The organism is Gordonia liuliyuniae (genome assembly GCF_021739025.1).
Classification (GTDB): Bacteria; Actinomycetota; Actinomycetes; order Mycobacteriales; family Mycobacteriaceae; genus Gordonia; species Gordonia liuliyuniae.
The window spans coordinates 530,964-554,299 of sequence record NZ_JAKKOT010000003.1; the positions used below are offsets into that span (position 1 = coordinate 530,964).

Genomic DNA, 23,336 nt, shown 5'->3' on the forward strand with positions numbered 1-23,336 from the left:
CCGTTCCGAACCACCTAGTCACCAGCTAGCACGGAACCGACGAGGCCACGGCGAATCGCGATAAGCGGACCGTGGCCTTACTCGTTCGTCGATCGAGTCGGCCGGGGTTCACATCGAGAACACCCGTTCATCACCAGATGAGAAAGCCCGACTTCATGAGTACCCCAATGCTGTCGCCGAACTCGGCCCGGCGAAAAGCCATCGAACTGCCCTGCCAGAGCGCCGAAGCCGACCTGTGGTTCGCAGAACAACCCGGCCACCTCGAACAGGCCAAGGCGCTCTGCCAGGAGTGCCCGCTCCGTGTGCAGTGCCTCGAGGTCGCACTTGAGAACGCCGAACCGTGGGGCGTCTGGGGCGGAGAGATCTTCTCCGGCGGCACCGTCGTCGCCCGCAAGCGTCCCCGTGGCCGCCCACGCAAAAACCCGGTCGCGTGACGCCCTGCCCCGCACGTCTCGCAAAACCTACACCGCTCAGGCCGAGCACCGCGCTCCACGGTGCTGTTCGTCCTGAGCGGTGTCGGTTGACGAATGCAGCCGGTAGAGCTCGGCCGACTCAAGCGATGCCCGGCACCCACTCCGCCATGATCGCGCGGTACGGCGCCTCGGCGTTGAGCTGGGCGGCGATACCGACACAGCCGATGAGGACACGGAACACCATGACGTACTCGCGGGGGACGTTGAGGTTGCGCGAGGTCTTGTATACGTCGCCCGTGAGGTCGGTGGCCTGGCCGGCAGCGCGCTGAAGCCAGTTGCGGGTGAAGTGGAAGGTGTCGTTGTAAAGCGGGTCGACGTACGGCTGCAGATAATTCGCGAGATCGTCGGCGGTCACCCGGTCGGCGTGGGACGCACGGATGAAGTCGTGCTCGACCATGAGGTCGCGCAACTCGTCGTACTTCTTGTCGCGGGCCAACGCGAGGATCTGGCCAGTCTGTGCGGGAAGGCCGTCCGGATAGTGGCCGATCGCTCCGAAGTCCAGGATTCCGAACCTGCCGTCGTCGAGGACGAAGAAGTTACCTGGGTGCGGATCACCGTGGAGGAGTCCGACGCGCGACGGCGAACTGACTTCGAAGGTCGTCATCTTGGTCGCGGCAGCGTTGCGTTCCTCCTGGGTGCCGTCGGTGATGATCTTGGACAGCCGCTTACCGTCGACCCACTCGGAGACGATGACCTTCGGTGCGCTGGCGACGACCTTCGGGACCACGAAATCGGGGTCGCCGTCGAAGGCTTTCGCGAACGCGCGCTGGTTGTCGGCTTCGGAGATGTAGTCGAGCTCGTCCTCCGTACGGTCGATGAGCTCGTCGAACATGGATTTGACGTCGGTACCGGGCGACAGCTTCTGGATGAGACCCGACATGCGGCTCAACGTCTTCAGGTCGGCTTTGAGCGCGTGGTCGGCACCCGGATACTGAACCTTGACGGCGACGGCACGTCCGTCCTTCCACAGACCCTTGTGGACCTGGCCGATGCTGGCGGACGCGGCGGGCTCGTCGTCGAAGGAGACGAAACGCTCGCGCCATTTGGTGCCGAGCTGTTGGTCGAGGACCTTGTGGACGGTGGCCGTTGGCATCGGCGGCGCCTCGGCCTGCAGTTTCGTCAACGCTTCACGGAATGGTTCGCCGAACTCGTCGGGGATCGCCGCTTCCATGATCGACAGGGCTTGGCCGACTTTCATCGCGCCGCCCTTCAATTCGCCGAGGACCGAGAACAGTTGTTCCGCGGTCTTGTTCATGAGTTCGGCGTTGACTTCGTCTCTGCTCCGACCGGTCATACGCTTGCCGAATCCGCCGACGGCACGACCGGCCATACCCAGTGGCAGCGATGCCAGTTTCGCGTTACGACGGCCTTGGCCGCGAGTGATGTCGCTCATGGTGTCCTTTCCCCGCCTCTGAGGATAGTGGACGGCCCGGAATTGGGATCAGGTGAGCTATGCAACAACGCACATACACCGCGGGTGTGGGGTCACAGCGTGCGAGGACAGCCGTGCCGGGTGGTCGGAGAATTCGAACGTTCGACCGACGCAGGCAGGTGTCGCGCGGGCCGACACCGCGGTGATCTCCTCGATCTGCGAGCACGCGACGGCGACGGTCGCCGCGAGGACGGCGGACGAAGCGTAGCCCGCGATCGCGTTCATCGACGCGGCGAGGACCGGCCACTGCGGATCGAGGTCGGCGCGGTACAGGTCGACGCACCGCAGGCACGCCGATGTGCCCGGCAGGACGAGTGGGCCGACGATCCCGACACCGTCACGGAGGTGCACGCTCAGATGCGGTGTCGCCGACGCCATCAGGGTAGTGACGAGGATCGGGTCGGGGACCGGCTGGTCGGCGACGACGACGAGTCCGGCGCCGTCGGCGGCGCCGTGGACCTTGACGCCCGCACTCGTCAACGACACCGACAGGGCCGTCGCGACGTCACCGGAGCCGAGGACGTGCACGGGCATGTTCCTCGGTGGCGTGACGACGGCGGCCTTGCCAGCGGCGACGAGCCGGTCGACCATCGCGCGGAACGACGCTGCGTCGAGTCCCGCGGCGCGTACCCGTTTGGCGATGTCTCGGTAACGGACCGGGACGCGCAGTGCCTGAAGGAGGTCGGCGACGGCGCGCGCATCGGTTCCAGGTGTCAGGGCGAGCACGATCGCCGATCGCGGATCGCATCCGACGTGCACCCCGGAGTCGCCGCGCGCCAGCACCGGTATTCCCGGCACGAGAACCGGCAGTGTCAGTTCGCCCCCCGACGTCATAGCCTCACGATGTCACCGCGGCACCGTTCCGTCGAGGATGAATTCCACAGGCGCTACCGTCCGGCGTCGTCTTCTTCGTCCCCGTGTTCCCCGGTGTCCCCGCGCTCTTCCTTCTCCTTGGCGATGGTCCGCTCGAGTTCGGCGATCGGGTCGTCGAACGACGAGGTGCCGCCGCCGATGACACTGTCGATGAACCCGGCGGGGGAGTCGATGTCGTCGGAGTCGGGCATCAGGTCGGGGTGGCCCCACACACCGTCGCGCACGGTGACCTCTGACGCCTCGGTGAGCTTGCGCCACAGGTCGGCGGCCTCCCGGAGCTTGCGCGGACGAAGGTCCAAACCGATGAGAGTCGCGAATGTCTGCTCGGCGGGACCGCCGGTCGCGCGGCGGCGGCGCATCGTCTCGGTGAGGGCCGAGGTGCTGGGGATACGGTCGCCGAGGGCCGCGGAGACGACGGTCTCCACCCAGCCTTCGACGAGGGCGAGGAGCGTCTCGAGTCGGTTGAGCGCAGCCTGCTGATCGGGGGTGGTCTTCGGTTCGAATGCCGCAGCCGAACCCATCAGCTGTTCCATCTTCTCGGGGTCGGTGAACAGTTCCTGCGGGTCGATGCCCTGTGCGAGGTCCTGCATGCCGGAGAAGTCGATGCTGATGCCGCGCGCGTACTGCTCGACGGTCGCCAGCAGCCGCTGCTTGAGCCATGGCACGTGCGTGAAGAGGCGGACGTGCGCGGCTTCGCGGGCCGCGAGGAACACGATGATCTCCTGTGCTGGGAGATCGAGGCCCTCGGAGAAGCGGGCGATCGCTTCGGGCAGCAGCACACCGGTGTTGTCGGGTGCGAGGGGCAAGCCGATGTCGGTGGACGTCAGCACGCCCTTCGCGAGCGTTCCGAGGCCCTGCCCGAGCTGGCTGCCGTACATGCTGCCGGACAGTTGGCTGAGCATGCCGAGCATTGGCCCGGCCATCGTGCGAGCCTCTTCGGGGAGGTTGTCGGTCATGCCGCGCGCCATCTGTTCGGCGACCGGGTCGCACAGTGTGCGCCACGTCGGCATGGAGTTCTCCAACCAGTCGACGGGCGTCCACGCCGCGGTGGTCGTGATGCCTGCGGGCAGGGTGGTCTGCTCGTCGAGCCACACCTCGGCGAGTCGGACGGCGTCGGCGACAGCGGACGCCTCCTTGTCGACCATCGGAGTGAAGTCGCCGATCTGCTGGCGCGCGAGGTTCGCCGCGACCTCGTAGTTGACGGGACCGGACTGGGCTCCGCCGCCAGCGCCCGAACCCATTCCGCTGAACATGCTGCCGAGCTGGTTGAACAGCTGCCCAAGCATGTTGGGATCGAAACCGCCTGCCGCACCCGGATTCTGGGCCTTGTCATCACGGTCGTCGTCGTTGTCGCCGTGCGACGAGAACCCGAAGGGGAGATCGTTCATGCCTCCACGGTACCGTTCGTCGAGCGCCTCCCGCCGGGCTCGGCGCACGGCGCTCGATTACCCTGGGCCAGATGACGAGCAACCCCAACCGCCGACGGATCATCACCATCTATGTGGCGGTCATTCTGTTGGCCGCGTTCATCGCCGTCGGAATGTTCGTCCGGGTCCCGTACGTCTCACTCGGCCCCGGTCCCACCGTCAACACCCTCGGCACCGTGGAGACCGATGCCGGACCCGAACGGGTGGTGAAGGTAGCCGGCGCCGTGGATCCGAACCCGAAGGGCAACTTGAACCTGACGACGGTGTCGTTGCTCGACGGTCTCACCCTGTTCCAGGCGTTGGGCAAGTGGCTGTCGCCGTCGGCTGAGCTGCAGCCGCGCGAGTCGTACTACAAGCCGGGCACGAGCGAGGAAGAAGTACGTCAGGAGAATCTCGCGCAGATGTCGACCAGCGAGGACGATGCGACCCTGGCCGCCTTCAACTACCTGAACAAGCCGACTGCGATCGGGGTGAAGGAGATCGCCGACAAGGGGCCAGCGTCGACGGTGCTCGCCGCAGGCGACCGAGTCAAGTCGATCGACGGCACCGCCGTCACGACGATGGCCGACGTGGCGCACGTTCTCGCCGAGCACAAGCCAGGCGACACCGTCGACGTCGTATTCCTGCGTGGAACCGCCGAGGAGACCGCGAAGGTCACGTTGGCGAAGCGGCCGGACGACCCCGCCAAGGCGTACCTCGGCATCACCATGCGGTCGGTGCCCGCGGATCCGTCTCTCGACGTCACGTTCGACGTCGGCGACATCGGGGGGCCGTCGGCAGGCACCATGATGACCTTGTCGATCATCGACCAGATGACGCCCGGCGATCTGTCGCACGGCGAGTTCGTCGCAGGCACCGGCACCATCGACCCGAATGGGACTGTCGGCGAGATCGGCGGTATCGACCACAAGATCCGCGCAGCGAAAGAGGCGGGTGCGACGGTGTTCCTGGTGCCCGCAGGCAACTGCTCGCTCGCCGAGTCGAAGGCTCCGGACGGTATCGAACTGGTCAAGATCGAGACGCTCGGCGGCGCGGTCGACGCGCTGAAGACGCTCGGCACAGACAAGCCGCGCCCGCACTGCTAGTGCCTCGTATCGTTCAGAACGTCGAGGCGAGCGCTTCCAACACGTTCGGCGCGAGGGTCGGGTGGGTCCGCAGATCGGCCTCGACGGAGCGGTCCTCGCCGTCGCGGGCGCGCAGGGACAGCAGTGCGACGCGCTGACCGCTGCGCAGCACCCCCGCGATGAGGCGAGCGTCCCGACGTTCCGGATGTGTCTTCGCGGCTTCGCGTGCGGCGGCGTCTGCGGCCTCCGGGTCGGCGAGCAGCGGTTCGAAGGCCTCGTCGAGCGTCGACTCGGCCTCCGGCGGCAGGACCGTGATCTCGGTGACGACGGCGCAGCCGACCACCGCGTCGGGCCAACTGACTGCGGTCAGGAGTGATTCGAGGTCACCGTCGCCGGACTCCTGGACGACCGGACTCAACGCCGAATCGTCGTCGTCGTCCACGAGGCCTGGCGCCTGTCGGGCGAGGACCGCGGTCGGGACGAGTGCGAACAGGGTGGCGGGCGAACCCCACTCGCTCGCGGCGGCGTAGCCGGCGCACTGGGCGAGGGCGTTGCCGAGATCGGCTTGGGAGAAACGCTGCGGAGAGTCGGATCCGAAAGTCACGACGCCATTGTCACAGGAGACCCGGGCTCCGTGAAGTCGGACGTCGTCGTGTCGGCCGGATTCGACCGGATCAGTAGGGTAGGGGGTGAGCCGGTGCCTGCTCCGGCGGTGGCCTCAAAGAAACAGGAGAACTCAACGTGGTTGGTACACGCGGTCCGATCGGACGACCGACGCTGTCGCGGAGATCGAAAATACTGATCGGAATCGGTGTCGCACTGCTGCTGATCCTGCTGATCGGGCCTCGCCTGGTCGCGATCATCACCGACTGGCTCTGGTACTCGGACCTCGGATACTCGGGCGTCATGTCGACGATGGTGTGGACTCGAATCATCTCGTTCTTCGTCGCCGCGCTGGTCGTCGGCGGCATCGTGTTCGCAGGCGTCTATGTCGCATACCGGGGTCGGCCCGACTTCGTCCCGATGGCAGGGCCCGCCGATCCGCTCGAACGCTATCGGGCGGTCGCGGGTCGGAAGCCGTGGCTCACCGCGTTGATCCCGGCGATTCTGCTCGGGCTCATCGGGGGACTCGTGGCGCAGGCGTCGTGGGCGACGATCCAGATGTTCATCCACGGCGAGTCGTTCGGTGAGACTGATCCGCAGTTCGGTATGGACATCGGCTTCTACGCCTTCACGCTGCCCTTCGTCCGGTTGATCCTCAACCTGGCGTTCGTCGCGGTCGGCGTCGCCTTCATCGGCAACCTGCTGACCCACTACGTCTTCGGCGGCATCCGCCTGGGCGGCGGCGGGCGGCGAGGCGTGGTGTCGCGCACCGCACGCATCCAGTTGGCGGTCATCGTCGGAATCTTCATCCTGCTCAAGGCGGTCGCCTACTGGCTCGACCGGTACGACTTGCTCAGCAGCGATCGGCGCGGTGACATCTTCACCGGCGGCACCTACACCGACATCAATGTCGTGATGCCGTCGAAGTTGATCCTGATGGCCATCGCCATCGTGTGCGCGCTCGCATTCTTCGCGTCGATCTTTTTGCGCGACTTGCGGATCCCGGCGATGGCGACTGTCCTGATGCTGTTGGCGGCGTTGGTCATCGGTGTCATCTGGCCTGCCGCGATGGAGCAGTTCTCGGTGAAGCCGAGTGCTGCGAGCAAGGAAGCCGAGTACATCGAACGGAACATCGACGCGACGACGTCGGCCTACCGGGTCCGTTCCGGAAAGGACGTCGAATACGAGTCGAACTGGACGCGTGATCCGGCGAACCCGGCCGCGGTGAACGGCGACGTCTCGACGCTCTCGAACATCCGAGTGCTCGACCCTGCCGTCGTGTCCCGCTCGTTCGTGCAGCGCCAGTCGTTGCGCAACTTCTACGGATTCCCGAGCCAGCTCGCCGTGGACCGGTACATGGTGGCCGACGACGGCAGCCAGCAGAAGGAGATGCGGGACTTCATCGTCGCCGCGCGTGAGCTCGACCCGTCGCGCTTCAACGAGGGCCAGCAGAACTGGATCAACAAGCACACGGTGTACACGCACGGCAACGGGTTCATCGCCGCGCCTGCGAACACGGTGGACGCGCCGCCGAAGGACGCGGCGAGTTCGGACAGCGGCGGGCTCCCCAAGTTCTATGTTTCCGACCTCGACACGATCAACAAACCCGACTACAAGTCGGCGCCCATCCAGGTGAAGCAGCCGCGCATCTACTTCGGCGAACTCATCTCCAACGTCGACCCGGATTACGCGATCGTCGGTTCCAAGGACGGGGAGAAGACCGAGTACGACCAGGAGGGCGTCCGGTACACGTACGGCGGCGACGGCGGTGTCGCCCTCAGCAACATCGGTACCCGGCTGCTGTACGCGATCAAGTACGGCGAGCGGAACTTCGTCCTGTCGGACGCGATCAACGACAACTCGCGCATCCTCTACGACCGCGACCCGCGGGACCGCGTGTCGAAGGTCGCTCCGTGGCTGACCACCGATTCGAAGACGTATCCGGCGGTCATGGCGGACGGATCGATCAAGTGGATCGTCGACGGCTACACGACGTTGAAGAACTACCCGTACGCGCAGCGGATGGCGTTGGCCGACGCGACGACCGATTCGCGGGCGCAGAACGCGGGCGAGTCGGGCAGGACTCAGGCCGACAAGGACGTCTCGTACGTCCGGAACTCGGTGAAGGCCACCGTCGACGCCTACACGGGGAAAGTCCAGCTCTACCAGTTCGACGAGGACGATCCGGTCCTGAAGACCTGGATGAAGGCGTTCCCGGGAACAGTGAAGCCGCGGTCGGAACTGAATAAGAAGCCGGACCTGCTCAGCCACCTGCGGTACCCGGAGGACTTGTTCAAGTTGCAGCGCGAACTGCTGACGAAATACCACGTCAGCAATCCGTCGGACTTCTACCAGGCGAACAACTTCTGGTCCGTGCCGAATGATCCGACCGCGGACGACAGCAACCTGCCGCAGCCGCCGTACTACTTCACGGCGGCCAACCCGGACGGGAGTGGCAAACCGTCGTTCCAGTTGACGTCGGTGACGACGCCGCTCCGACGGCAGAACCTCGCCGCCTACATCACGGCGGCGTCCGACCCGGCCGACTACGGCAAGCTGACGGTGCTGACCACGCCGACGGACTCGCAGACGGTCGGTCCGCGACAGGTGCAGGAAGCGATGAAGAACGCCGTCGCACGCGATATCACGCTCGTCGCGGGCTCGGTCAACGTCATCTACGGCAACTTGTTGACCCTGCCGGTCGGCAAGAACGGCGTGTTGTACGTCCAGCCGTTGTACACCGAGTCGAAGGCCGGCGACTCCGCCATGCCGAAGGTGTTCCGGATGTTGACGTACTACAAGGCTCCGGACGGGCAGGTCGAGATCGGGGCTGCGCCCACCATCGGTGAAGCGTTGATGCAGTCGGGGATCGATCCGCGTCTGGCCACCGAGCCGGAAGCCGAGCGCGGGGACGGTGACGAGGAGCAGGGGCAGACCGGCCCGTCGGTGCCGACGACGCCCACACCGTCCGACGCCCCCGACGAGGCGGCAGTCACCGAACTCCGTCGAGCCGTGGATCAGATGACGCAGGCCGAGAAGAGCGGCGACCTCGCGCAGATCGGTGAGGCACTGAAGAATCTGAAGGAGGCGTTGGCGAAGTACCCGCAAGCCGGGAACTGACACTGGCGGACCAAGCGCGAACGACGGCGCCCGCCCCGAGGCTCTCGGGGCGGGCGCCGTCGTTCGTCCTCAGGGAAGTCAGCGAACCTTCGACAGATAGCGTTCGATCTCGGACGGCGTGTTGTCCGGCATGACCGGCGAGTGGTGGAGGTGGGTGGTCAGGTACCGGAAGATGATCGCCGTGGACACCAGGCAACCCAATGCGAGCACACCGTAGGTGATGTTCAAAGTCCGGTTCTCAGGTAGGCCGGCCAGTGTGATGACCCACAGTGCCGAGAGGGCACCGCCGATGAGCAGCAGACCGAACGCGATCAAGCTCATCGGGTGATTTCCGTGCGGTTCGTGGTGGTGGATATCAGAGTTGGACATGTCGCCTCCTGACGTGCGTGGGCCGTTCGTCCGGTCCAGGTGGATCTCACCATACCTCGAATGTGAATCTAATCACATCAATGTGCGTTGTGATCGTTGCTCACGCGGTCGGTGCGGGAGTGGTCCGCGGTGTGCGCGGACGCCTAGACTTCACTGGTCGGATGGTCGGGTTCCGGCACATTACGAGAAAGGTCTCCATGCCACCGCTCAGTCGCCTGGTGAAGATCCAGTTGGTCGTCGTCCTCCTCGTCGGCATCATCGCTGCGGTCTACGGCGGGATCCGGTATGCCCGGATGGACGAAGCGGTCGGTGTCGGCGTCTACCGCGTCAAGCTGGAGATGACCGACGCGGGCGGCATCTTCCCCGAAGCCGAAGTCACCTACCGTGGCGTGGCGGCCGGACGCGTCCGCGACATGCAGATGACGGCGGACGGCATCGAGGTGACGCTGGTGATGGAGTCCGGCGCCGCGAAGATCCCCGAGTCCGCGGCGGCCGTCGTCGCGAACCGGTCGGCGATCGGCGAGCAGTTCATCGACCTCCAGCCCACCTCCGACACGGGGCCGTACCTGCACGACGGCTCGGTGATCGACGACATCAGGTACCCGCCGAAGCTCGACGAGGTCCTCGCGTCAGCCATCACGCTGACCGAGACGGTGCCCGTCGACGCGCTGCGCACCACCGTCACCGAACTCGGCAAGGCGTTCGACGGCCAGGGCGAGAATCTGAGCCGACTCATCGACTCGCTCGACAAACTGTCGAAGACGGGCGTGGAGAACCTCGACGACACCATCGGGCTCATCACGAACGCGAACCCAGTCCTGGCGACGCAGGCCGAGCAGTCCGACCAGATCCTCGAATGGTCCAAGAACCTGGACGTCGTCGCCGCGACCTTGGAGTCGTCCGACCCGGCGCTGCGGCGGATCCTGACCGACGGCCCGCGCGCGGCGAGCGCGCTGACGCACTTCCTCGACACCAACGGTGAGGACGCGACGACCCTGATCCACCAACTGGGGTCGACGGTGCACGAGATCGCGCCGACGTCGTTCTCGACCGGCATGACGTTCGCGATGCTGTCGTCGCTGTCGGCGAGCAGCCATACGACGTCGTCCGGGGGCGGCCAGATCAAGTTCGGGATCGTGCTGGAGACCGGCAATCCGGCGAGTTGCACGCGCGGCTACGAGAGCACGCAGACGATGCTCGACGAGATCAAGCGCAAAGACCCGGATTTCGACGTCAACTACGACGACTTCCCGTTCAACACGAAGGCGGGCTGCGCGGTCGAGACCGGCAATCCGACGGCGGTGCGCGGCGCCAACAACGCCGACCTGTCGAATCCGGAGTTCGGCCAACCGTGGGACGACAAGCCCAAGGCCGACCCCGACAAGCTGAACCTCAACCCGATCGCCACTCAGCTCGCCGGTCTGATGGGTGTGCGCCAGCGCTGAGCGGGGCGGGGTCGATGATCAGCCGCCCCGCAGGTGTCGTCAGTCACGCTGTCGGCCAATTGATTTGCCTCTGCTGTTCACCGCTGTGTAACGTGGCAGGCGCAGCGCGGGGTGGAGCAGCTCGGTAGCTCGCTGGGCTCATAACCCAGAGGTCGTAGGTTCAAATCCTGCCCCCGCTACGAGGAAAGACCTTCTGGTCAGGTATTGATTACCGGCCAGGAGGTCTTTCGCATTTCCTGGGGAGGGCGTGCGCCGTGAACCGGAGTCCACGGCGCAGCCTCGAACATCCGGGCGGATTTCGGGCAGGGGCGGGTCGTGCGGTACGATAATGATGCACGAAGGCGACGCGGGGTGGAGCAGCTCGGTAGCTCGCTGGGCTCATAACCCAGAGGTCGTAGGTTCAAATCCTGCCCCCGCTACTAAAAGAAGACCCGCACCGGAGACGGTGCGGGTCTTCTTCTTTCTCATGCCCGGTCGCTCGCATGGTCCGGCGACGCTGTCGTTGTCGTAGGCGCGTCGTACATTCGGTGCGAGTCGGCGATACGGGGGTGTCGAGATGTCAGCAGCGCTGGAACCGGAGCCGGAGTGGCAGCTGGAGTGGGACGAGGGCGCGGTGGGGCGGGCGATCACGCCGATCCGCCTGCGGTCTTACCGGGCGGCGGCGCGTGGTGACCTGCACGGGGCGCTGCGGTTGTACGACTGGAACGTCGTCGCGTCGGCCGCTGTGCTGGTGACCGTCGCGATGGTCGAGGTGATCGCACGCAACGCGATGGACTCGCAGCTGACGGCGTGGGCCGCGCGCCGCGGCGAGGACTCCTGGTTCGACTCGATCCCAGTCGATGGTCGAGCGCTCGCCGACCTGGAACGTGCGTGCCGTGCGGCTGAGTCGTCGAGCGGCGGGAACGACTTCCATGGAAAGGCGGTCGCCGAACTCGGCTTCGGATTCTGGCGGTGCCTGGTGGCCCAGCGATATCTGTGCCGCTGTGGGTGCCCGCCTTGAACAAGGCGTTCCCGAACGGCTACCGCGACATCCGGGAACGACGTCACCGAGTGGAACGCAACCTCGCCGGGCTCGTCACCGTCCGAAACCGGGCGGCGCATCACGAACCGATCCACCGTCGCGATCTGTTGGCCGACCTGCGCGCAGCGGTCGAGGTCGCGACGTGGGTCGACGTCGACGCCGGCGCGTGGGTGGCGGCGCGGTCGCCGTTGGCGAACGTCGTCAGACGACGCCCGCGCGCTGCATGACATCATCGACTCATGACTCTGACGACCGCCACGCAGGTGGCGTTGATCGCGGCCGGCGTGATCTTCCTCTGGGCGCTGCTGCTCGGCGTGTGGAAGTTCGCACAGATCATGCGCAGCCCCACCGGGCACGCGCACATCTACGTGGACATCGCGCACCGAGCCGCGCTGATGTACGCGTTCGCGACCGGGCTGCTCGCCGTCTTCGTCCAGTTCAGTGCCTGGAGCACCGTCGTCAACACGGTGGCGCTGGCGGTCGTCGTATTCTTCTTCGTCTCGGCTATCGCGTCGTACTGTCTGCACGGCGCGCTGCGTGACACCGACAATCAGATGCACCCGAACTCGCCCACGATGACGGCGGCCATGGTGGCGCTCATCGTGGGCGAGGTCGGGGGAAGCGCCGTGATCATCGCGGGCTTCATCGTCGAGCAGTCACGCTCGTGGGGCTGACCTACAGGTAGGCGCCGCACACCGGCCACGCGCCGGGACCCTGCGTGGCGAGGACGTTCTCGGCGACGCGGATCTGCTCTTCGCGGGACGCGTCCGAGGCGCTGCCGGAGCCGCCGTTGGCCGCCCACGTCTCCTGCGAGAACTGCAGTCCGCCGTAGTAGCCGTTGCCGGTGTTGATCGACCAGTCGCCGCCGCTCTCGCAGTCGGCGACGGCATCCCAGTTGTGGCCGGTGTCGGCCGACGCGATGCCCGCGGTCATGGCCAGCGGTGCGACGGTCAGTGCGCCGGCGACGGCGGTACGGATGGCGATCTTCTTCAAGCTCATAGGTGTACTCCTGTATCGGTTCGGCACCAGTTTCATCGGTGCCGCTCAACGGGTCGGAGGCGACGCTACGTGCTGTGAAAGCTAAGGTCACACCCGGTTTCGTGGGGCCCGTCACAATGTGCTAGCTGGAGCAAGCGAGGGTGTGTCCGGGGTTTCCGCAGGTCATCGGCATCATCGGACCGTTATCGATCCGTGATCTGAAACAGCCTTGTTGTGACTGGTCACACGCCGTAAAAGTGGCACCGCTCACCGGGAGAATGTGCCCGTTGGTCGATCAGGAAGGGCGTTCCGACGCCGAACCGCACTCATGATCGGGGGTTCGGCCGATACCGTTGACCCATGTCCGATTACGCGCACGAGTTTGCCCGCAGTACCGACGACCCGGAGGGCTTCTGGCTCGACGCAGCCCGCGATGTCGACTGGATCAGCCCGCCGACAGCGGCCCTCGACGATACCGCCGCCCCGATCTACCGATGGTTCCCCGGTGCGTCGCTCAACACGAGTGTCAACGCACTCGACCGACACGTGGCTGCCGGCCGCGGCGACCAGGACGCGCTGATCTGGGATTCGGCGATGACCGGCACGGTGAAGCGGTACACCTATCGGCAGTTGCTCGACGAGGTCGCGCGCTTCGCCGGAGTCCTCACCGCACAGGGCGTCGCAGCGGGCGACCGCGTCGTCATCTACATGCCGATGATCCCCGAGGCCGCGATCGCGATGCTCGCGTGCGCGCGCATCGGCGCGGTCCACTCGGTGGTGTTCGGCGGATTCGCCGCACCCGAGCTCGCGACCCGTATCGACGACGCCGAACCGGTCGCTGTCGTCACCGCGTCCGGCGGCCTCGAGCCGGGCCGGGTCATCGAATACCTCCCCCTCGTCGCGTCCGCGATCGAGAAGGCCGCCGTCACGCCGCGCACCGTGATCGTCAAGAACCGCGACGAGGTCCCCGGGTCGGCAGCCGATCACGGCGGATGGCTCGACTGGGACGCCGAGGTCGCAGGCGCGGCGCCGGCCGAACCCGCCGCCGTCGCCGCGACCGATCCGCTGTACATCCTCTACACGTCAGGCACGACGGGTAAGCCGAAGGGTGTGGTCCGCGACAACGGCGGCCACGCCGTCGCGCTCACCTGGTCGATGAAGAACGTCTACGGCATCTCACCCGGCGAGGTGTGGTGGACGGCGTCCGACGTCGGCTGGGTGGTCGGCCACAGTTACATCGTGTACGGCCCGCTGCTGGTCGGCGCCACCACCGTCATGTACGAGGGCAAACCCGTCGGCACCCCGGATGCGGGCGCGTTCTGGCGAGTGATCTCCGACCACGGTGCCGTCGCGCTGTTCACCGCGCCGACCGCGATCCGCGCCGTGCGCAAAGCCGACCCCGACGCCGCCGAACTCGCGAAGTACGACGTCTCATCGCTGCGCACCCTGTTCGCGGCGGGCGAGCGGCTGGACCCCGACACGTTCACGTGGGCGTCGAAGGTCCTCGGCGTGCCCGTCGTCGACCACTGGTGGCAGACCGAGACCGGCTGGGCGATCGTGGCGAACCTGTGCGGCCTCGAACCGATGCCGATCAAAGCCGGATCGCCGACGGTCCCGGTGCCGGGCTACCGCGTCGAGATCCTCGACGCGGCGGGCGCGCCGGTCGCGGCCGGCGGCGAAGGCAACATCGTCGTCCGACTGCCGCTGCCGCCGGGCACGCTCGCCGGACTGTGGCGCGACGAGGCCCGGTTCCGGGCGTCGTACCTGAACACCTTCGACGGCTATTACCTGACGGGCGACTCCGGCTACATCGACTCCGACGGCTACGTGTTCGTGCTGGGCCGATCGGACGACGTCATCAACGTCGCCGGGCACCGCTTGTCGACGGGTGCGATCGAAGCGGTGGTCGCCGCGCATCCGGCCGTCGCCGAATGCGCGGTGGTCGGCATCCACGACGACTTGAAAGGCCAGCGCCCCAGCGGCTACGTGGTCCTCAAGGCCGGAGTCGACATCGACGGCGACACGCTCCGCACCGAGCTCGTGAAGCGTGTGCGCGACGAGATCGGTGCGGTCGCGACCTTCCGCGACGTCACCGTGGTCGACGCGCTGCCGAAGACCCGCTCAGGCAAGATCTTGCGCAAGACGATGCGGCAGATCGTCGACGGCGAAGAGTACGCGGTCCCGTCGACCATCGAGGACCCGGCGGTCCTCGACGCACTGATCGACCAGCTCGGTCACTGACCGTCGCCGGGGTGCGGATGCAGGACGGCCACCGCTGACGAACGATGGCACTCGAACCGTTCTCCAGGAGCGGTTCGAGTGCCAAAGTGTGCGTGAAGCCGTAGCCGGCAGGCTTAGACGGTAGAGATCCGGGCTAATCACCCGATGGCGCCCGGCCGGAGCAGACGGCGCATGGCGTCCATCAGCTCATCGACCGTCACCTCCGGGTTCACCGAGCGTTCGACGATCAGCGCGTTCACCGCACCGATGTAACCGCTCCACACGAGGGGCGGCGATGTGCTGAGGGCGAGACCGCGCTCGTGTCCGAGGGTGGTCACCGAGTCGAGCAGCGTCGTCCACTCGCCGCGCCGGGAGTGCCGGTGATCTTCGAAGCGCGGGCTCACGCCGACGACCTCGACGAAGCTCACCCTGGTGCGTTCGGTACTCGACGCGTAGTACTCGACGAACGCTCTGATACCGGCGTCGAGCACCTCCTCGACAGTGATTCCGGTGGAGCTCAATGCCGCATCCAGCGCCTCGGAGACAGCCGTCATCGATTCGTCCTGCACCCGGTCGTACAGCGCGCGGAGCAGATCTTCGCGATCGGAGAACAACTCGTAGAACTGCCGCGACGACAGCCCGGCGGCCTTGCAGACCGCGGGAACCGCCGTCGCCGCGTACCCGGTCGTCCCGAACAGGGTCAACGCGGCATCGAGGAAGCGCTCGCGACGTTCGGTGCGGCGTTCGTCCATCGATCGGCCACGGTAGTTTCGGGTCTCGGTCACTGCACCAGGTTAGTGGGGCGCCCGCTGCGTGGGGCGACCGATCACTTCCCCTTGCCGAGGGCGGCGCCGAAAAGTGCCGACAGGTCCGCGCCGATCGTCTGTGAGAAGGTCGGCCACCACTCCGCGTCGGTCGCCATGGAGAGTTCGTCGTGGGTCGTGCAGCCCGGCTCGGCGGGTTTTCCGTCGAGTCGGTCCGTCAACCACAGCAATGCCATCGGTGCGCCGGACACTTCGCCGATCATATGCTCGGACAGGTGATCGCGCGTGTAGGTGATCGACGGTCCGGCCGTGCGACAGTACGAACGGACCATGGTGTCCACCTGGCCGACCGGGATCACCTCGTCGAGCGCCGAGTTCCAGATGTACATCGGCATGTCGGGCCGGATGCTGCCCATTTTGGTCTCGGTGAGGACCCGTTTGACGGGCGGAGCCGCGAGCGGGTCGCCGGGCCAGTTGATGAATCCCTTGTTGTTCAGGAATGGGAACGTCAGCGCCTGGTACTGGACGCAGAGCGGGCCCTTCGCGGCGAGGAGTGCCTTGCCGGCCGGGTTGAGGTGCGTGTCGAGGAACTTGTCGAAGTAGTCGTACTCGCGGGTCAGTCCCGCGATCGCACCGAGGACCAGGCCGCTCGTGACGTTGTTTTGCGCGGCATTGAGCACGACCTTCAGGTCGGCGGGCACGCCCCCTTCGGCCGCGCCGACGATATTCAGTTCCGGGGCGTACGACTGCTTGATCTCGGCGGTGTGCCCGGTGACGATCGCTCCGCCGGAATAGCCGTAGAGGCCGATCGGCGACGCGTCGCTGATGCTCGACGGCGCGAACGACCTGGCGGCGCGCAGACTGTCGAGAGTGATGCGGGCGCCGAGCGGCCCCGCCGCGTACGCGTGCTCGGGACCTTCGTGGTCGGGCAAGACGACGGCGTACCCCTGGTGGAGGAAGCCCTGGGCGATCAGGAGTTCGGCGGGGGCGACGGCTTGGCCGAGGAGCGACGACGCGTTGAGATGCTGCACGGCGTACGAGGTTGCGCAGTAGCCGGCCGTCGAGTCCTCGGCGAGCTGCATGGAGATCACCTTGCGCGGGCCCTTCTTGACGGTGCCGCGGGGCTTGAGGACGGTCGTGACGGCCGGGATCGCCTCACCGGACGTGTTCGTCGACCGGAACGAGAGCTGCCAGGCGTCGACGTTGATCGGGACGGCGCCGAAATTGGCGGGGGTGATGCGACGGGCCGCGATGATCTCGCCGTTCTCGGCGGCGGCGAGCCTCTTCGGCGACGGACGGTAGAACGACGGGTCGAGCTCCTGGGGGAGCGGGAGCAGCGGTGCGGGCGCGATCTTCGGGTTCGCGCTCTGGGGTGCGGCCGTCACCGGTGCGGCGACGGCGCCCGCCGTGAGAGCGGCCGCCACCGCGGCCACGAGCGTCAAGACGAACGGTCGGCGCATCGAAGTATCTCCTCGTGAATATGTGGGTGAAACGAACGTGTTTCACAATATGAGGGAGAGACTACCCTCACAGTGATCCGGCACACAAGCATCCACCGCAGTGGCGGTTCCGAATGCAGTCCCAAAAGCAGTGATGGACGGAACCCGTTGTTGCGCAGCGTCGTCCACTTGTCACAACACGCACGAGACCCCCGCCCGAAAGAGGGCGGGGGTCTCGTATGGAACGAACTCAAGTCACTTCAGTTCGGCGCTGCTCTTCCCGAGCACACGGCGAGCGATGATCAGCTGTTGGATCTGCTGGGTGCCTTCGAAGATGTCCAGGATCTTCGAGTCGCGCGCCCACTTCTCCAGGAGCGTGCGCTCGGAGTAGCCGTATGTCGAGGCGAGCTCGACGGCCTTGTTGGTCACATCGGTGCCGGTGCGTCCGGCCTTGGCCTTCGACATCGATGCCTCGAGCGAGTTCGGCTCCTTGTTGTCGGCCATCCACGCCGCACGCAATGTCAGGAGGTACGACGCCTCCCAGTCGGCCTCCAGGCGGATGAACTCGGCAGCAGCCGCCGACTGGTCGGCAGCGGGGCGGTCGTAGTCGATCTCGACGCCTGCGTCCTCCAGCAGCGTGCGCAGTTCTTCCAGCGACGCCCGGCTGACACCGACGGCCATCGCCGCCACCATCGGTCGCGTGTTGTCGAAGGTCTGCATGACCCCGCCGAAGCCCTTCTTGACGTCCACCTCCGGTGAACCGAGGAGGTACTCCTTCGGGATGCGGCAGTCCTCGAATCGGATCACCGCGGTGTCCGACGCACGGATGCCGAGCTTGTGCTCCAACCGGGCGATCGTGACGCCCGGGTGTTTGCGCGGGACGACGAAACTCTTGATCGCGGCACGACCGAGGCTGCGGTCCACCGACGCCCACACCACGATGTGTGATGCACGCGAGCCCGCGGTGACGAAGATCTTCTCGCCGTTGATGACGTAGTCGTCGCCGTCGCGGGTCGCGGTCGTGGTGACCGCGGCCGAGTCGGAGCCGAAGCTCGGCTCGGTGATCGCCATCGACGCCCACACCTCGTCGCCGCCGCCAAGCATCTCCAGCTGTTCATCGGTCGCGACCGCGGCGATCGCCGCGTTGCCCAGCCCCTGGTAGGGGATCGACAGCATCAGCGCGACGTCCCCGTACGACGCCCACATCGAGTTGAGGACCGACTGCATGTTGCCGCCGTTGGCGACGTAGCCCTCCGGGCGCTCCTTGTTCGCGTCGCCGCGCCCACCGGCTGCGCCCGCGCCCGCCTGCCCGGTCGCCGCGAGGCCGCTGTACAGGCTGGCGAGGGTGTCGAGCTCCACCGGGTAAGTGTGCTCGGCGAGGTCGTACTTGCGGCTGATCGGACGGAAGATCTGCAGCGCGGCCTGGCGCGCCTGGTCGATCGTCGTGTCCAGCTTCTTCGGCAGTTCCAGATTGATAGCCATGTGTGCTCCTTGATCGTCCGCCCTCTCAGAGGACGACGACGCCTTCGCCGATGCCCGCACCGCGCAGGTCGCGGTACCAGCGCTCGACCGGGTGCTCCTTGGTGAAACCGTGGCCACCGAGCAACTGGACGCCGTCGAGGCCGACCTGCAAGCCCTTGTCGATCGTCAACTTGCGGGCGAGTGCCGCCTCGCGAGCGAAGGGCAGACCCTGCTCGGCGCGCGACGCGCCGCGCAGCGTCACCAATCGCAGGCCGTCGATCTCGGTCGCCATGTTCGCGACCATGAACGCGACCGCCTGGCGGTTGGAGATCGGCTCACCGAACGCTTCGCGCTCGTTGACGTAGGGGACCACGTAGTCGAGCATCGCGGTGGCGGTGCCGACGGCCAGCGCCGACCAGCCCAGACGCGAGAGTCGGACTACGTCGCGGTATGCGTCGGCGGCCTGATCGCCCTCGACTTCGCCGAGCAGCGCGCCGGTCGGGACCGAGACGTCGTCGAGGACCAGGCGGCCCATGCCCGCCGCGCGCAGACCCATGCCCGGATCGGCCTCGACGGACAGACCCTTGGTGTCCGACTCGACGATGAAGAGCGCCGGACGGCCGTCGAGCTGCGCGCCGACGATGAACAGCTCGGAGCTGCCCGCGGCCGGGACGAAGCTCTTGACGCCGGACAGTCGGTAGCCGCTTGGCACGCGCGTCGCCTTGGTGGCCAGGGCGAAAGCGTCGAACAGCGGCTTCGGCTCGGCGATCACGACGGCCGACGTCGGGACGTTCTCGCCCGCGTAGTCAGGCAGGTAGGTGCGCTGCTGGCTGTCGCTGCCGAAGTTGGTGAGGGTGGTCGCGACACCACTCGGTGCGAGCAGTGGAACGGCCAGACCCATGTCGCCGTAGGCCATCGCCTCGGCGACCAGTGCGTTGGTGACCACATTGCGATCGGTCGCCGCACCGTCGAGCTCCTCGGGCACGTTGATCATGGTGATGCCGAGTTCGGCCGACCGCTTGAGGATGTCCTCGGGCGCGCTCGCGGCCGCGTCTGCGTCGTACGCCGCGGGCCGAAGGATCTCGGTGGAGAACTCCTTGACGGTCTCGGCGATCATCGACTGCTCGTCGTCGGGGTTCAGGTCGAAGTAGCCCTTGGACGAGGTCGCCGGGCGCTGCGGCTTGCCGACGCCCGAGACCTGGGTGAACGCGCGATTGGCGGCGCCGAGGGTCTTGAAGCCCGTCTTGGTGGCCTCGTAGGCGACGCGATTGATGGGCTCGCGGAGGCCGTACTTCTCGGCGACCTCGGAGCCGGTGATCGCGGTCAGTACGCGCATCGCCGTGCCGATCGCGGTGCGCTTGTGGGGTGCGGCGCCGACGGCTGACTCGTCGCGGGGTGCGGTATTCGTGGTCATTTCCTCACCAGGTCTCTCGAGCGAATTTCAATGGGGGAGTGATTCTTACTCCGTAGTAAGAACTGACCTTACTCGCCGGTAAGGAGGTTGTCACCCCCGACGGGCAGCGCATCGCTCTTAGGTGCGTTTACCGCGGCCGCCTGCTGTGGTGCCCTACCGCAGGGCCTTACAGCTGTGTCGGAACTCCGGCCTCCAACGTGCGGAAGTCGGTGCCAGCGGGCGCCATGTCGGCGATACGGCTGTTGTGGATCGTGACTCCTGCCGACGACTGCACTCCCTGGTGGATCGGAAACGCGACACGCGGATTCACTGCGCGCAGGTAGTCGACGGGTTCGCTGAGCTTGAGCCACGGTGCGGCGGCGGGGATGGCCAGGACGTCGATCTTCTCGAACGGAATGTAGAGAGCGTCGCCCGGATGGCAGAACGCCCCGGGTTGTTCGTCGGTGTCGAGGATGTACGAGATGTTGTCCACGACTGGAAGTTCCGGATGGATCACCGCGTGTCGGCCACCCGTCCCGCGGACCGTCACGGAGCCGACACGCACCACCTGGCCAGGTCCGATCACCGACCAGATCCCGGCGTCGCCGTGTTCATTGAGCTGTGCGGCCGTCTGCGGATCGGCGTTGCGGACCGCGTTCGGATTGGCGGCGACCAGCGCGGGAAGCCGCGCCGGATCGGCATGATCGGCGTGCTGGTGGGTCACCAGGATCGCGTCGAGGCCCGTCAACTCCTCGAATCCGGACGCGAACGTGCCCGGATCGAAGAGCACTCGGGTTCCGTCGTGTTCGGCCAGTACGCAAGAGTGCAGAAGATGGGTGAACCTCATACTTCCGGGACACTACTCGCTCTGTGCAGCGTCGTTCGCCGGGTCAGCGGTCCGACGTCAGGGCAGCGAGCACCTCGTCGTGCAGCCGTCCGTTCGACGCGACGGCGCTCCCGCCTGCCGGTCCCGGTGTCCCGTCCAACGCGGTGAACCGGCCGCCCGCTTCGCGGACTAGGATGTCGAGCGGGGCGAGGTCCCACAGCGAGACTTCGGGTTCGGCGGCCACGTCGACCGCGCCCTCGGCGACCAGACAGTAGTTGAAGAAGTCGCCGTAGCCGCGGACACGCCACACGCGGTCGGTGAGAGCGATGAAATCGTCGCGGATACCGCGGTCGGCCCACCCGGACAGGCTCGAGAAGGCCAGCGACGACGATTCGATCTCGTCGACTCCTGACACGCGGAGATGTCGCGGCTCGCCTGCGTCGTACGACGCGAATGCACCGTCCCCCGACGACGCCCACCAACGACGGTTCAGCGCCGGTGCGCTCACCACGCCGACGACGGGCACGCCGTCGACGAGCAGTGCGATCAACGTCGACCACACGGGGACGCCGCGGACGAAGTTCTTGGTGCCGTCGATCGGGTCGACCACCCACTGTCTGCCGTCCAGGACGGCGTCGCCGCCGAACTCCTCCCCGAGCACCGCGTCGTCCGGGCGGTCGGCGTCGAGCCGGGCACGGATCAGACGCTCGCAGGCGAGGTCGGCGTCGGAGACCGGCGTCAGATCCGGTTTCGAATCGACCCGCAGATCGAGCGCGCCGAAACGGGCGGTCGTGAGTGCGTCGGCGGCGTCCGCCAGGTCCAGCGCGAGGGCGAGATCGGACGCGTACACAGAACCGTCTGGGAGGGTGGCCACGGCTGACGAGGCTACCAGCATCGACCCGCCACGACGGGGCGTGACGACGCAGACTCGCAGGTACCATGGCGGCCATGCCGAACTGGATCTCCGCGCTGTTGCTCGTGTTCCTCATCGCCACGGTGGTCTCGCTGTACATGTCGCGCCGCGGTCAGGGGTTCGGCAGTGCGAGCGCCGCACGCGGCTACGTCGAAGGCGTCATGACGGTCACGAGCGCGGTCCTCGGCGACCCCGACCGCGACGGGGCCCGCCTGTGCACCGTCGCCGGGACGATCATGGCGGCCGATTCCTCGCCCGCGGAAGTCTATGGGCGGATCGTCGTGCCTGCCGGGGCCGTCGAGCCGTACCCCGGTCTGGACCAGCCCGTCGTCTTCAAGCCGGGCAAGGAGGATTCCACCTGGCGTTTCGGCACCCTGTCGGACTCGGTAGGCTGATTCAGTGCATCCAGAAGCCTCTGCCGACCTCGAATCCCTCGACGCAACTCTCACCACCGTCGAGAAGGTGATGGACCTCGACGAGCTTCGTCGCCGCATCGACGAGCTGGAGATGCAGGCCTCCGATCCGGGTCTGTGGAACGACCAGGACCACGCGCAGAGGGTGACGAGCGAGCTCTCGCACGCCCAGGCCGAACTGCGTCGCGTCTCCGAACTGCGGTCCCGGCTGGACGACCTGCCGGTGCTCTACGAACTCGCCGAAGCCGAGGAGGGCGACGCCGCTGCCGAAGCCGTGGCCGACGCAGACAACGAGCGAGCCGACCTCAGGCGCGACATTGAGGCGATGGAAGTCAAAACGATGCTCGCGGGCGAGTACGACGCGCGTGAGGCCGTCGTCAACATCCGTGCCGGTGCGGGTGGCGTCGACGCCGCCGACTGGGCGCAGATGTTGATGCGCATGTACATCCGCTGGGCCGAACAGCACGACCACTCGGTGGAGGTGTACGACACGTCGTACGCCGAAGAGGCCGGACTGAAGTCGGCGACGTTCGCGGTCAAGGCGCCCTACATGTACGGCACCCTGTCGGTGGAGCAGGGCACGCACCGACTCGTTCGCATCAGCCCGTTCGACAACCAGGGCAGGCGTCAGACGTCGTTCGCCGAAGTGGAGATCCTGCCCGTCGTCGAGACCACCGACCACATCGACATCGACGAGAACGATCTGCGCGTCGACGTCTACCGGTCGTCCGGGCCCGGCGGCCAGTCGGTCAACACCACCGACTCGGCGGTCCGTCTGACGCACGTGCCGACCGGTATCGTCGTCACCTGCCAGAACGAGAAGAGTCAACTGCAGAACAAGGCGGCCGCGATGCGCGTCCTGCAGGCCAAACTCCTCGAACGCAAACGCCAGGAGGAGCGCGCCCAGATGGATGCGCTCAAGAGCGACACGGGCGCCAGCTGGGGCAACCAGATGCGCTCGTACGTGCTGCACCCGTACCAGATGGTCAAAGACCTGCGGACCAACGTCGAGAGCAACAACCCGAGCAACGTGCTCGACGGCGACCTCGATCAGTTCATCGAAGCGGGCATCCGCTGGCGGATGGACGAGGACTCGTAGTCG

Annotated in this window: 22 protein-coding genes and 2 tRNA genes; 12 read left to right on the forward strand and 12 right to left on the reverse strand. The window is 66.7% G+C overall.

The annotated features are described in order from the left end of the window. Nucleotides 1-155: 155 nt before the first annotated feature. Nucleotides 156-434 (forward strand): WhiB family transcriptional regulator, encoded by a 279-nt coding sequence (locus tag L5G28_RS07235; protein ID WP_237000919.1) that lies wholly within the window; start codon nt 156-158, stop codon nt 432-434. Between the two features lie 118 nt (nt 435-552). Here L5G28_RS07235 and L5G28_RS07240 read toward each other — a convergent pair whose 3' ends face one another. Genes L5G28_RS07240 through L5G28_RS07250 form a run of 3 tightly spaced genes read right to left on the reverse strand, consistent with a single transcriptional unit; the run spans nt 553 to nt 4,166 of the window. Then, nucleotides 553-1,866, reverse strand: a complete 1,314-nt coding sequence (locus L5G28_RS07240) for an ABC1 kinase family protein (protein ID WP_237000920.1) — start codon at nt 1,864-1,866, stop codon at nt 553-555. A 57-nt stretch (nt 1,867-1,923) separates the two neighbouring features. Next, nucleotides 1,924-2,739 carry a hypothetical protein gene (locus L5G28_RS07245; RefSeq protein WP_237000921.1) on the reverse strand — a complete coding sequence of 272 codons (816 nt, stop codon included), beginning with the start codon at nt 2,737-2,739 and terminating at the stop codon, nt 1,924-1,926. 53 nt (nt 2,740-2,792) lie between these two features. After that, entirely contained in the window at nt 2,793-4,166 is a 1,374-nt protein-coding gene (locus tag L5G28_RS07250; RefSeq protein WP_237000922.1) for a zinc-dependent metalloprotease, read from the reverse strand. A gap of 71 nt (nt 4,167-4,237) precedes the next feature. Here L5G28_RS07250 and L5G28_RS07255 point away from each other — a divergent pair, with 71 nt between their 5' ends. Further along, nucleotides 4,238-5,290, forward strand: a complete 1,053-nt coding sequence (locus L5G28_RS07255; protein WP_236996341.1) for a YlbL family protein — start codon at nt 4,238-4,240, stop codon at nt 5,288-5,290. 13 nt (nt 5,291-5,303) lie between these two features. On the opposite strand, the gene L5G28_RS07260 is transcribed toward L5G28_RS07255, so the two are convergent. Then, nucleotides 5,304-5,873 (reverse strand): PPA1309 family protein, encoded by a 570-nt coding sequence (locus L5G28_RS07260; RefSeq protein ID WP_237000923.1) that lies wholly within the window; start codon nt 5,871-5,873, stop codon nt 5,304-5,306. A gap of 137 nt (nt 5,874-6,010) precedes the next feature. Here L5G28_RS07260 and L5G28_RS07265 point away from each other — a divergent pair, with 137 nt between their 5' ends. After that, nucleotides 6,011-8,992 (forward strand): UPF0182 family protein, encoded by a 2,982-nt coding sequence (locus L5G28_RS07265; protein WP_237000924.1) that lies wholly within the window; start codon nt 6,011-6,013, stop codon nt 8,990-8,992. A 78-nt stretch (nt 8,993-9,070) separates the two neighbouring features. On the opposite strand, the gene L5G28_RS07270 is transcribed toward L5G28_RS07265, so the two are convergent. Next, nucleotides 9,071-9,361 carry a hypothetical protein gene (locus L5G28_RS07270; protein WP_237000925.1) on the reverse strand — a complete coding sequence of 97 codons (291 nt, stop codon included), beginning with the start codon at nt 9,359-9,361 and terminating at the stop codon, nt 9,071-9,073. A gap of 197 nt (nt 9,362-9,558) precedes the next feature. Here L5G28_RS07270 and L5G28_RS07275 point away from each other — a divergent pair, with 197 nt between their 5' ends. From L5G28_RS07275 to L5G28_RS07300, 6 genes are all read left to right on the forward strand, one after another. Further along, on the forward strand, nt 9,559-10,806 hold the full coding sequence (locus L5G28_RS07275; protein ID WP_237000926.1) for an MCE family protein: 1,248 nt from the start codon (nt 9,559-9,561) through the stop codon (nt 10,804-10,806). 105 nt (nt 10,807-10,911) lie between these two features. Beyond that, nucleotides 10,912-10,985, forward strand: a tRNA-Met gene (locus L5G28_RS07280). A 166-nt stretch (nt 10,986-11,151) separates the two neighbouring features. Further along, nucleotides 11,152-11,225: transfer RNA gene (locus tag L5G28_RS07285), tRNA-Met, on the forward strand. A gap of 137 nt (nt 11,226-11,362) precedes the next feature. After that, nucleotides 11,363-11,806: a hypothetical protein gene (locus L5G28_RS07290; protein ID WP_237000927.1), complete on the forward strand. Its 444-nt coding sequence runs from the start codon at nt 11,363-11,365 to the stop codon at nt 11,804-11,806. Continuing rightward, complete coding sequence (locus L5G28_RS07295) at nt 11,803-12,054, forward strand: hypothetical protein (RefSeq protein ID WP_237000928.1); 252 nt, start codon at nt 11,803-11,805, stop codon at nt 12,052-12,054. Before L5G28_RS07290 ends, L5G28_RS07295 begins: the two co-directional genes overlap by 4 nt. A gap of 12 nt (nt 12,055-12,066) precedes the next feature. Beyond that, nucleotides 12,067-12,501, forward strand: coding sequence for a hypothetical protein (locus tag L5G28_RS07300; protein WP_237000929.1), 435 nt, complete (start codon nt 12,067-12,069; stop codon nt 12,499-12,501). A 1-nt stretch (nt 12,502) separates the two neighbouring features. On the opposite strand, the gene L5G28_RS07305 is transcribed toward L5G28_RS07300, so the two are convergent. Continuing rightward, on the reverse strand, nt 12,503-12,826 hold the full coding sequence (locus L5G28_RS07305; protein WP_236996348.1) for a transglycosylase family protein: 324 nt from the start codon (nt 12,824-12,826) through the stop codon (nt 12,503-12,505). Between the two features lie 339 nt (nt 12,827-13,165). Here L5G28_RS07305 and L5G28_RS07310 point away from each other — a divergent pair, with 339 nt between their 5' ends. Then, nucleotides 13,166-15,046, forward strand: a complete 1,881-nt coding sequence (locus L5G28_RS07310) for an acetate--CoA ligase (RefSeq protein WP_237000930.1) — start codon at nt 13,166-13,168, stop codon at nt 15,044-15,046. A gap of 137 nt (nt 15,047-15,183) precedes the next feature. Here L5G28_RS07310 and L5G28_RS07315 read toward each other — a convergent pair whose 3' ends face one another. The 6 genes from L5G28_RS07315 to hisN all read right to left on the reverse strand — a co-directional run bounded on the left by L5G28_RS07315 (nt 15,184) and on the right by hisN (nt 21,782). Then, nucleotides 15,184-15,810 (reverse strand): TetR/AcrR family transcriptional regulator, encoded by a 627-nt coding sequence (locus L5G28_RS07315; protein WP_237000931.1) that lies wholly within the window; start codon nt 15,808-15,810, stop codon nt 15,184-15,186. 41 nt (nt 15,811-15,851) lie between these two features. Further along, a complete protein-coding gene (locus L5G28_RS07320; RefSeq protein ID WP_237000932.1) occupies nt 15,852-17,249 on the reverse strand; it encodes a lipase family protein in 1,398 nt (465 codons plus the stop codon). Nucleotides 17,250-17,483: 234 nt separating this feature from the next. Further along, nucleotides 17,484-18,710, reverse strand: coding sequence for an acyl-CoA dehydrogenase family protein (locus L5G28_RS07325; protein WP_237000933.1), 1,227 nt, complete (start codon nt 18,708-18,710; stop codon nt 17,484-17,486). 25 nt (nt 18,711-18,735) lie between these two features. Beyond that, nucleotides 18,736-20,103, reverse strand: coding sequence for an acyl-CoA dehydrogenase family protein (locus L5G28_RS07330; RefSeq protein WP_237000934.1), 1,368 nt, complete (start codon nt 20,101-20,103; stop codon nt 18,736-18,738). A gap of 166 nt (nt 20,104-20,269) precedes the next feature. Then, a complete protein-coding gene (locus tag L5G28_RS07335; RefSeq protein ID WP_237000935.1) occupies nt 20,270-20,929 on the reverse strand; it encodes an MBL fold metallo-hydrolase in 660 nt (219 codons plus the stop codon). Between the two features lie 43 nt (nt 20,930-20,972). After that, entirely contained in the window at nt 20,973-21,782 is an 810-nt protein-coding gene (hisN, locus tag L5G28_RS07340; RefSeq protein WP_237000936.1) for a histidinol-phosphatase, read from the reverse strand. A gap of 74 nt (nt 21,783-21,856) precedes the next feature. On the opposite strand from hisN, the gene L5G28_RS07345 reads away from it, so the two are divergent. Together L5G28_RS07345 and prfB are read left to right on the forward strand one after the other, a co-directional pair. Further along, the gene (locus tag L5G28_RS07345; RefSeq protein ID WP_236996356.1) at nt 21,857-22,216 is read left to right on the forward strand and encodes a hypothetical protein; all 360 of its coding nucleotides are present in this window, start codon (nt 21,857-21,859) and stop codon (nt 22,214-22,216) included. A gap of 4 nt (nt 22,217-22,220) precedes the next feature. Beyond that, nucleotides 22,221-23,333: a peptide chain release factor 2 gene (prfB, locus tag L5G28_RS07350; RefSeq protein ID WP_237000937.1), complete on the forward strand. Its 1,113-nt coding sequence runs from the start codon at nt 22,221-22,223 to the stop codon at nt 23,331-23,333. Nucleotides 23,334-23,336: the final 3 nt, after the last annotated feature.

What these genes read in the sequence shown, in the direction of transcription:
- L5G28_RS07240 (WP_237000920.1), bottom strand. Translation starts at nt 1,866, where the DNA reads ATGAGCGACATCACTCGCGGCCAAGGCCGTCGTAACGCGAAACTGGCA.
- L5G28_RS07275 (WP_237000926.1), top strand. Translation starts at nt 9,559, where the DNA reads ATGCCACCGCTCAGTCGCCTGGTGAAGATCCAGTTGGTCGTCGTCCTC.
- L5G28_RS07330 (WP_237000934.1), bottom strand. Translation starts at nt 20,103, where the DNA reads ATGACCACGAATACCGCACCCCGCGACGAGTCAGCCGTCGGCGCCGCA.
- L5G28_RS07255 (WP_236996341.1), top strand. Translation starts at nt 4,238, where the DNA reads ATGACGAGCAACCCCAACCGCCGACGGATCATCACCATCTATGTGGCG.
- L5G28_RS07310 (WP_237000930.1), top strand. Translation starts at nt 13,166, where the DNA reads ATGTCCGATTACGCGCACGAGTTTGCCCGCAGTACCGACGACCCGGAG.
- L5G28_RS07235 (WP_237000919.1), top strand. Translation starts at nt 156, where the DNA reads ATGAGTACCCCAATGCTGTCGCCGAACTCGGCCCGGCGAAAAGCCATC.
- L5G28_RS07290 (WP_237000927.1), top strand. Translation starts at nt 11,363, where the DNA reads ATGTCAGCAGCGCTGGAACCGGAGCCGGAGTGGCAGCTGGAGTGGGAC.
- L5G28_RS07345 (WP_236996356.1), top strand. Translation starts at nt 21,857, where the DNA reads ATGCCGAACTGGATCTCCGCGCTGTTGCTCGTGTTCCTCATCGCCACG.
- L5G28_RS07245 (WP_237000921.1), bottom strand. Translation starts at nt 2,739, where the DNA reads ATGACGTCGGGGGGCGAACTGACACTGCCGGTTCTCGTGCCGGGAATA.
- L5G28_RS07305 (WP_236996348.1), bottom strand. Translation starts at nt 12,826, where the DNA reads ATGAGCTTGAAGAAGATCGCCATCCGTACCGCCGTCGCCGGCGCACTG.
- L5G28_RS07335 (WP_237000935.1), bottom strand. Translation starts at nt 20,929, where the DNA reads ATGAGGTTCACCCATCTTCTGCACTCTTGCGTACTGGCCGAACACGAC.
- L5G28_RS07250 (WP_237000922.1), bottom strand. Translation starts at nt 4,166, where the DNA reads ATGAACGATCTCCCCTTCGGGTTCTCGTCGCACGGCGACAACGACGAC.
- L5G28_RS07300 (WP_237000929.1), top strand. Translation starts at nt 12,067, where the DNA reads ATGACTCTGACGACCGCCACGCAGGTGGCGTTGATCGCGGCCGGCGTG.
- L5G28_RS07270 (WP_237000925.1), bottom strand. Translation starts at nt 9,361, where the DNA reads ATGTCCAACTCTGATATCCACCACCACGAACCGCACGGAAATCACCCG.
- L5G28_RS07320 (WP_237000932.1), bottom strand. Translation starts at nt 17,249, where the DNA reads ATGCGCCGACCGTTCGTCTTGACGCTCGTGGCCGCGGTGGCGGCCGCT.
- L5G28_RS07325 (WP_237000933.1), bottom strand. Translation starts at nt 18,710, where the DNA reads ATGGCTATCAATCTGGAACTGCCGAAGAAGCTGGACACGACGATCGAC.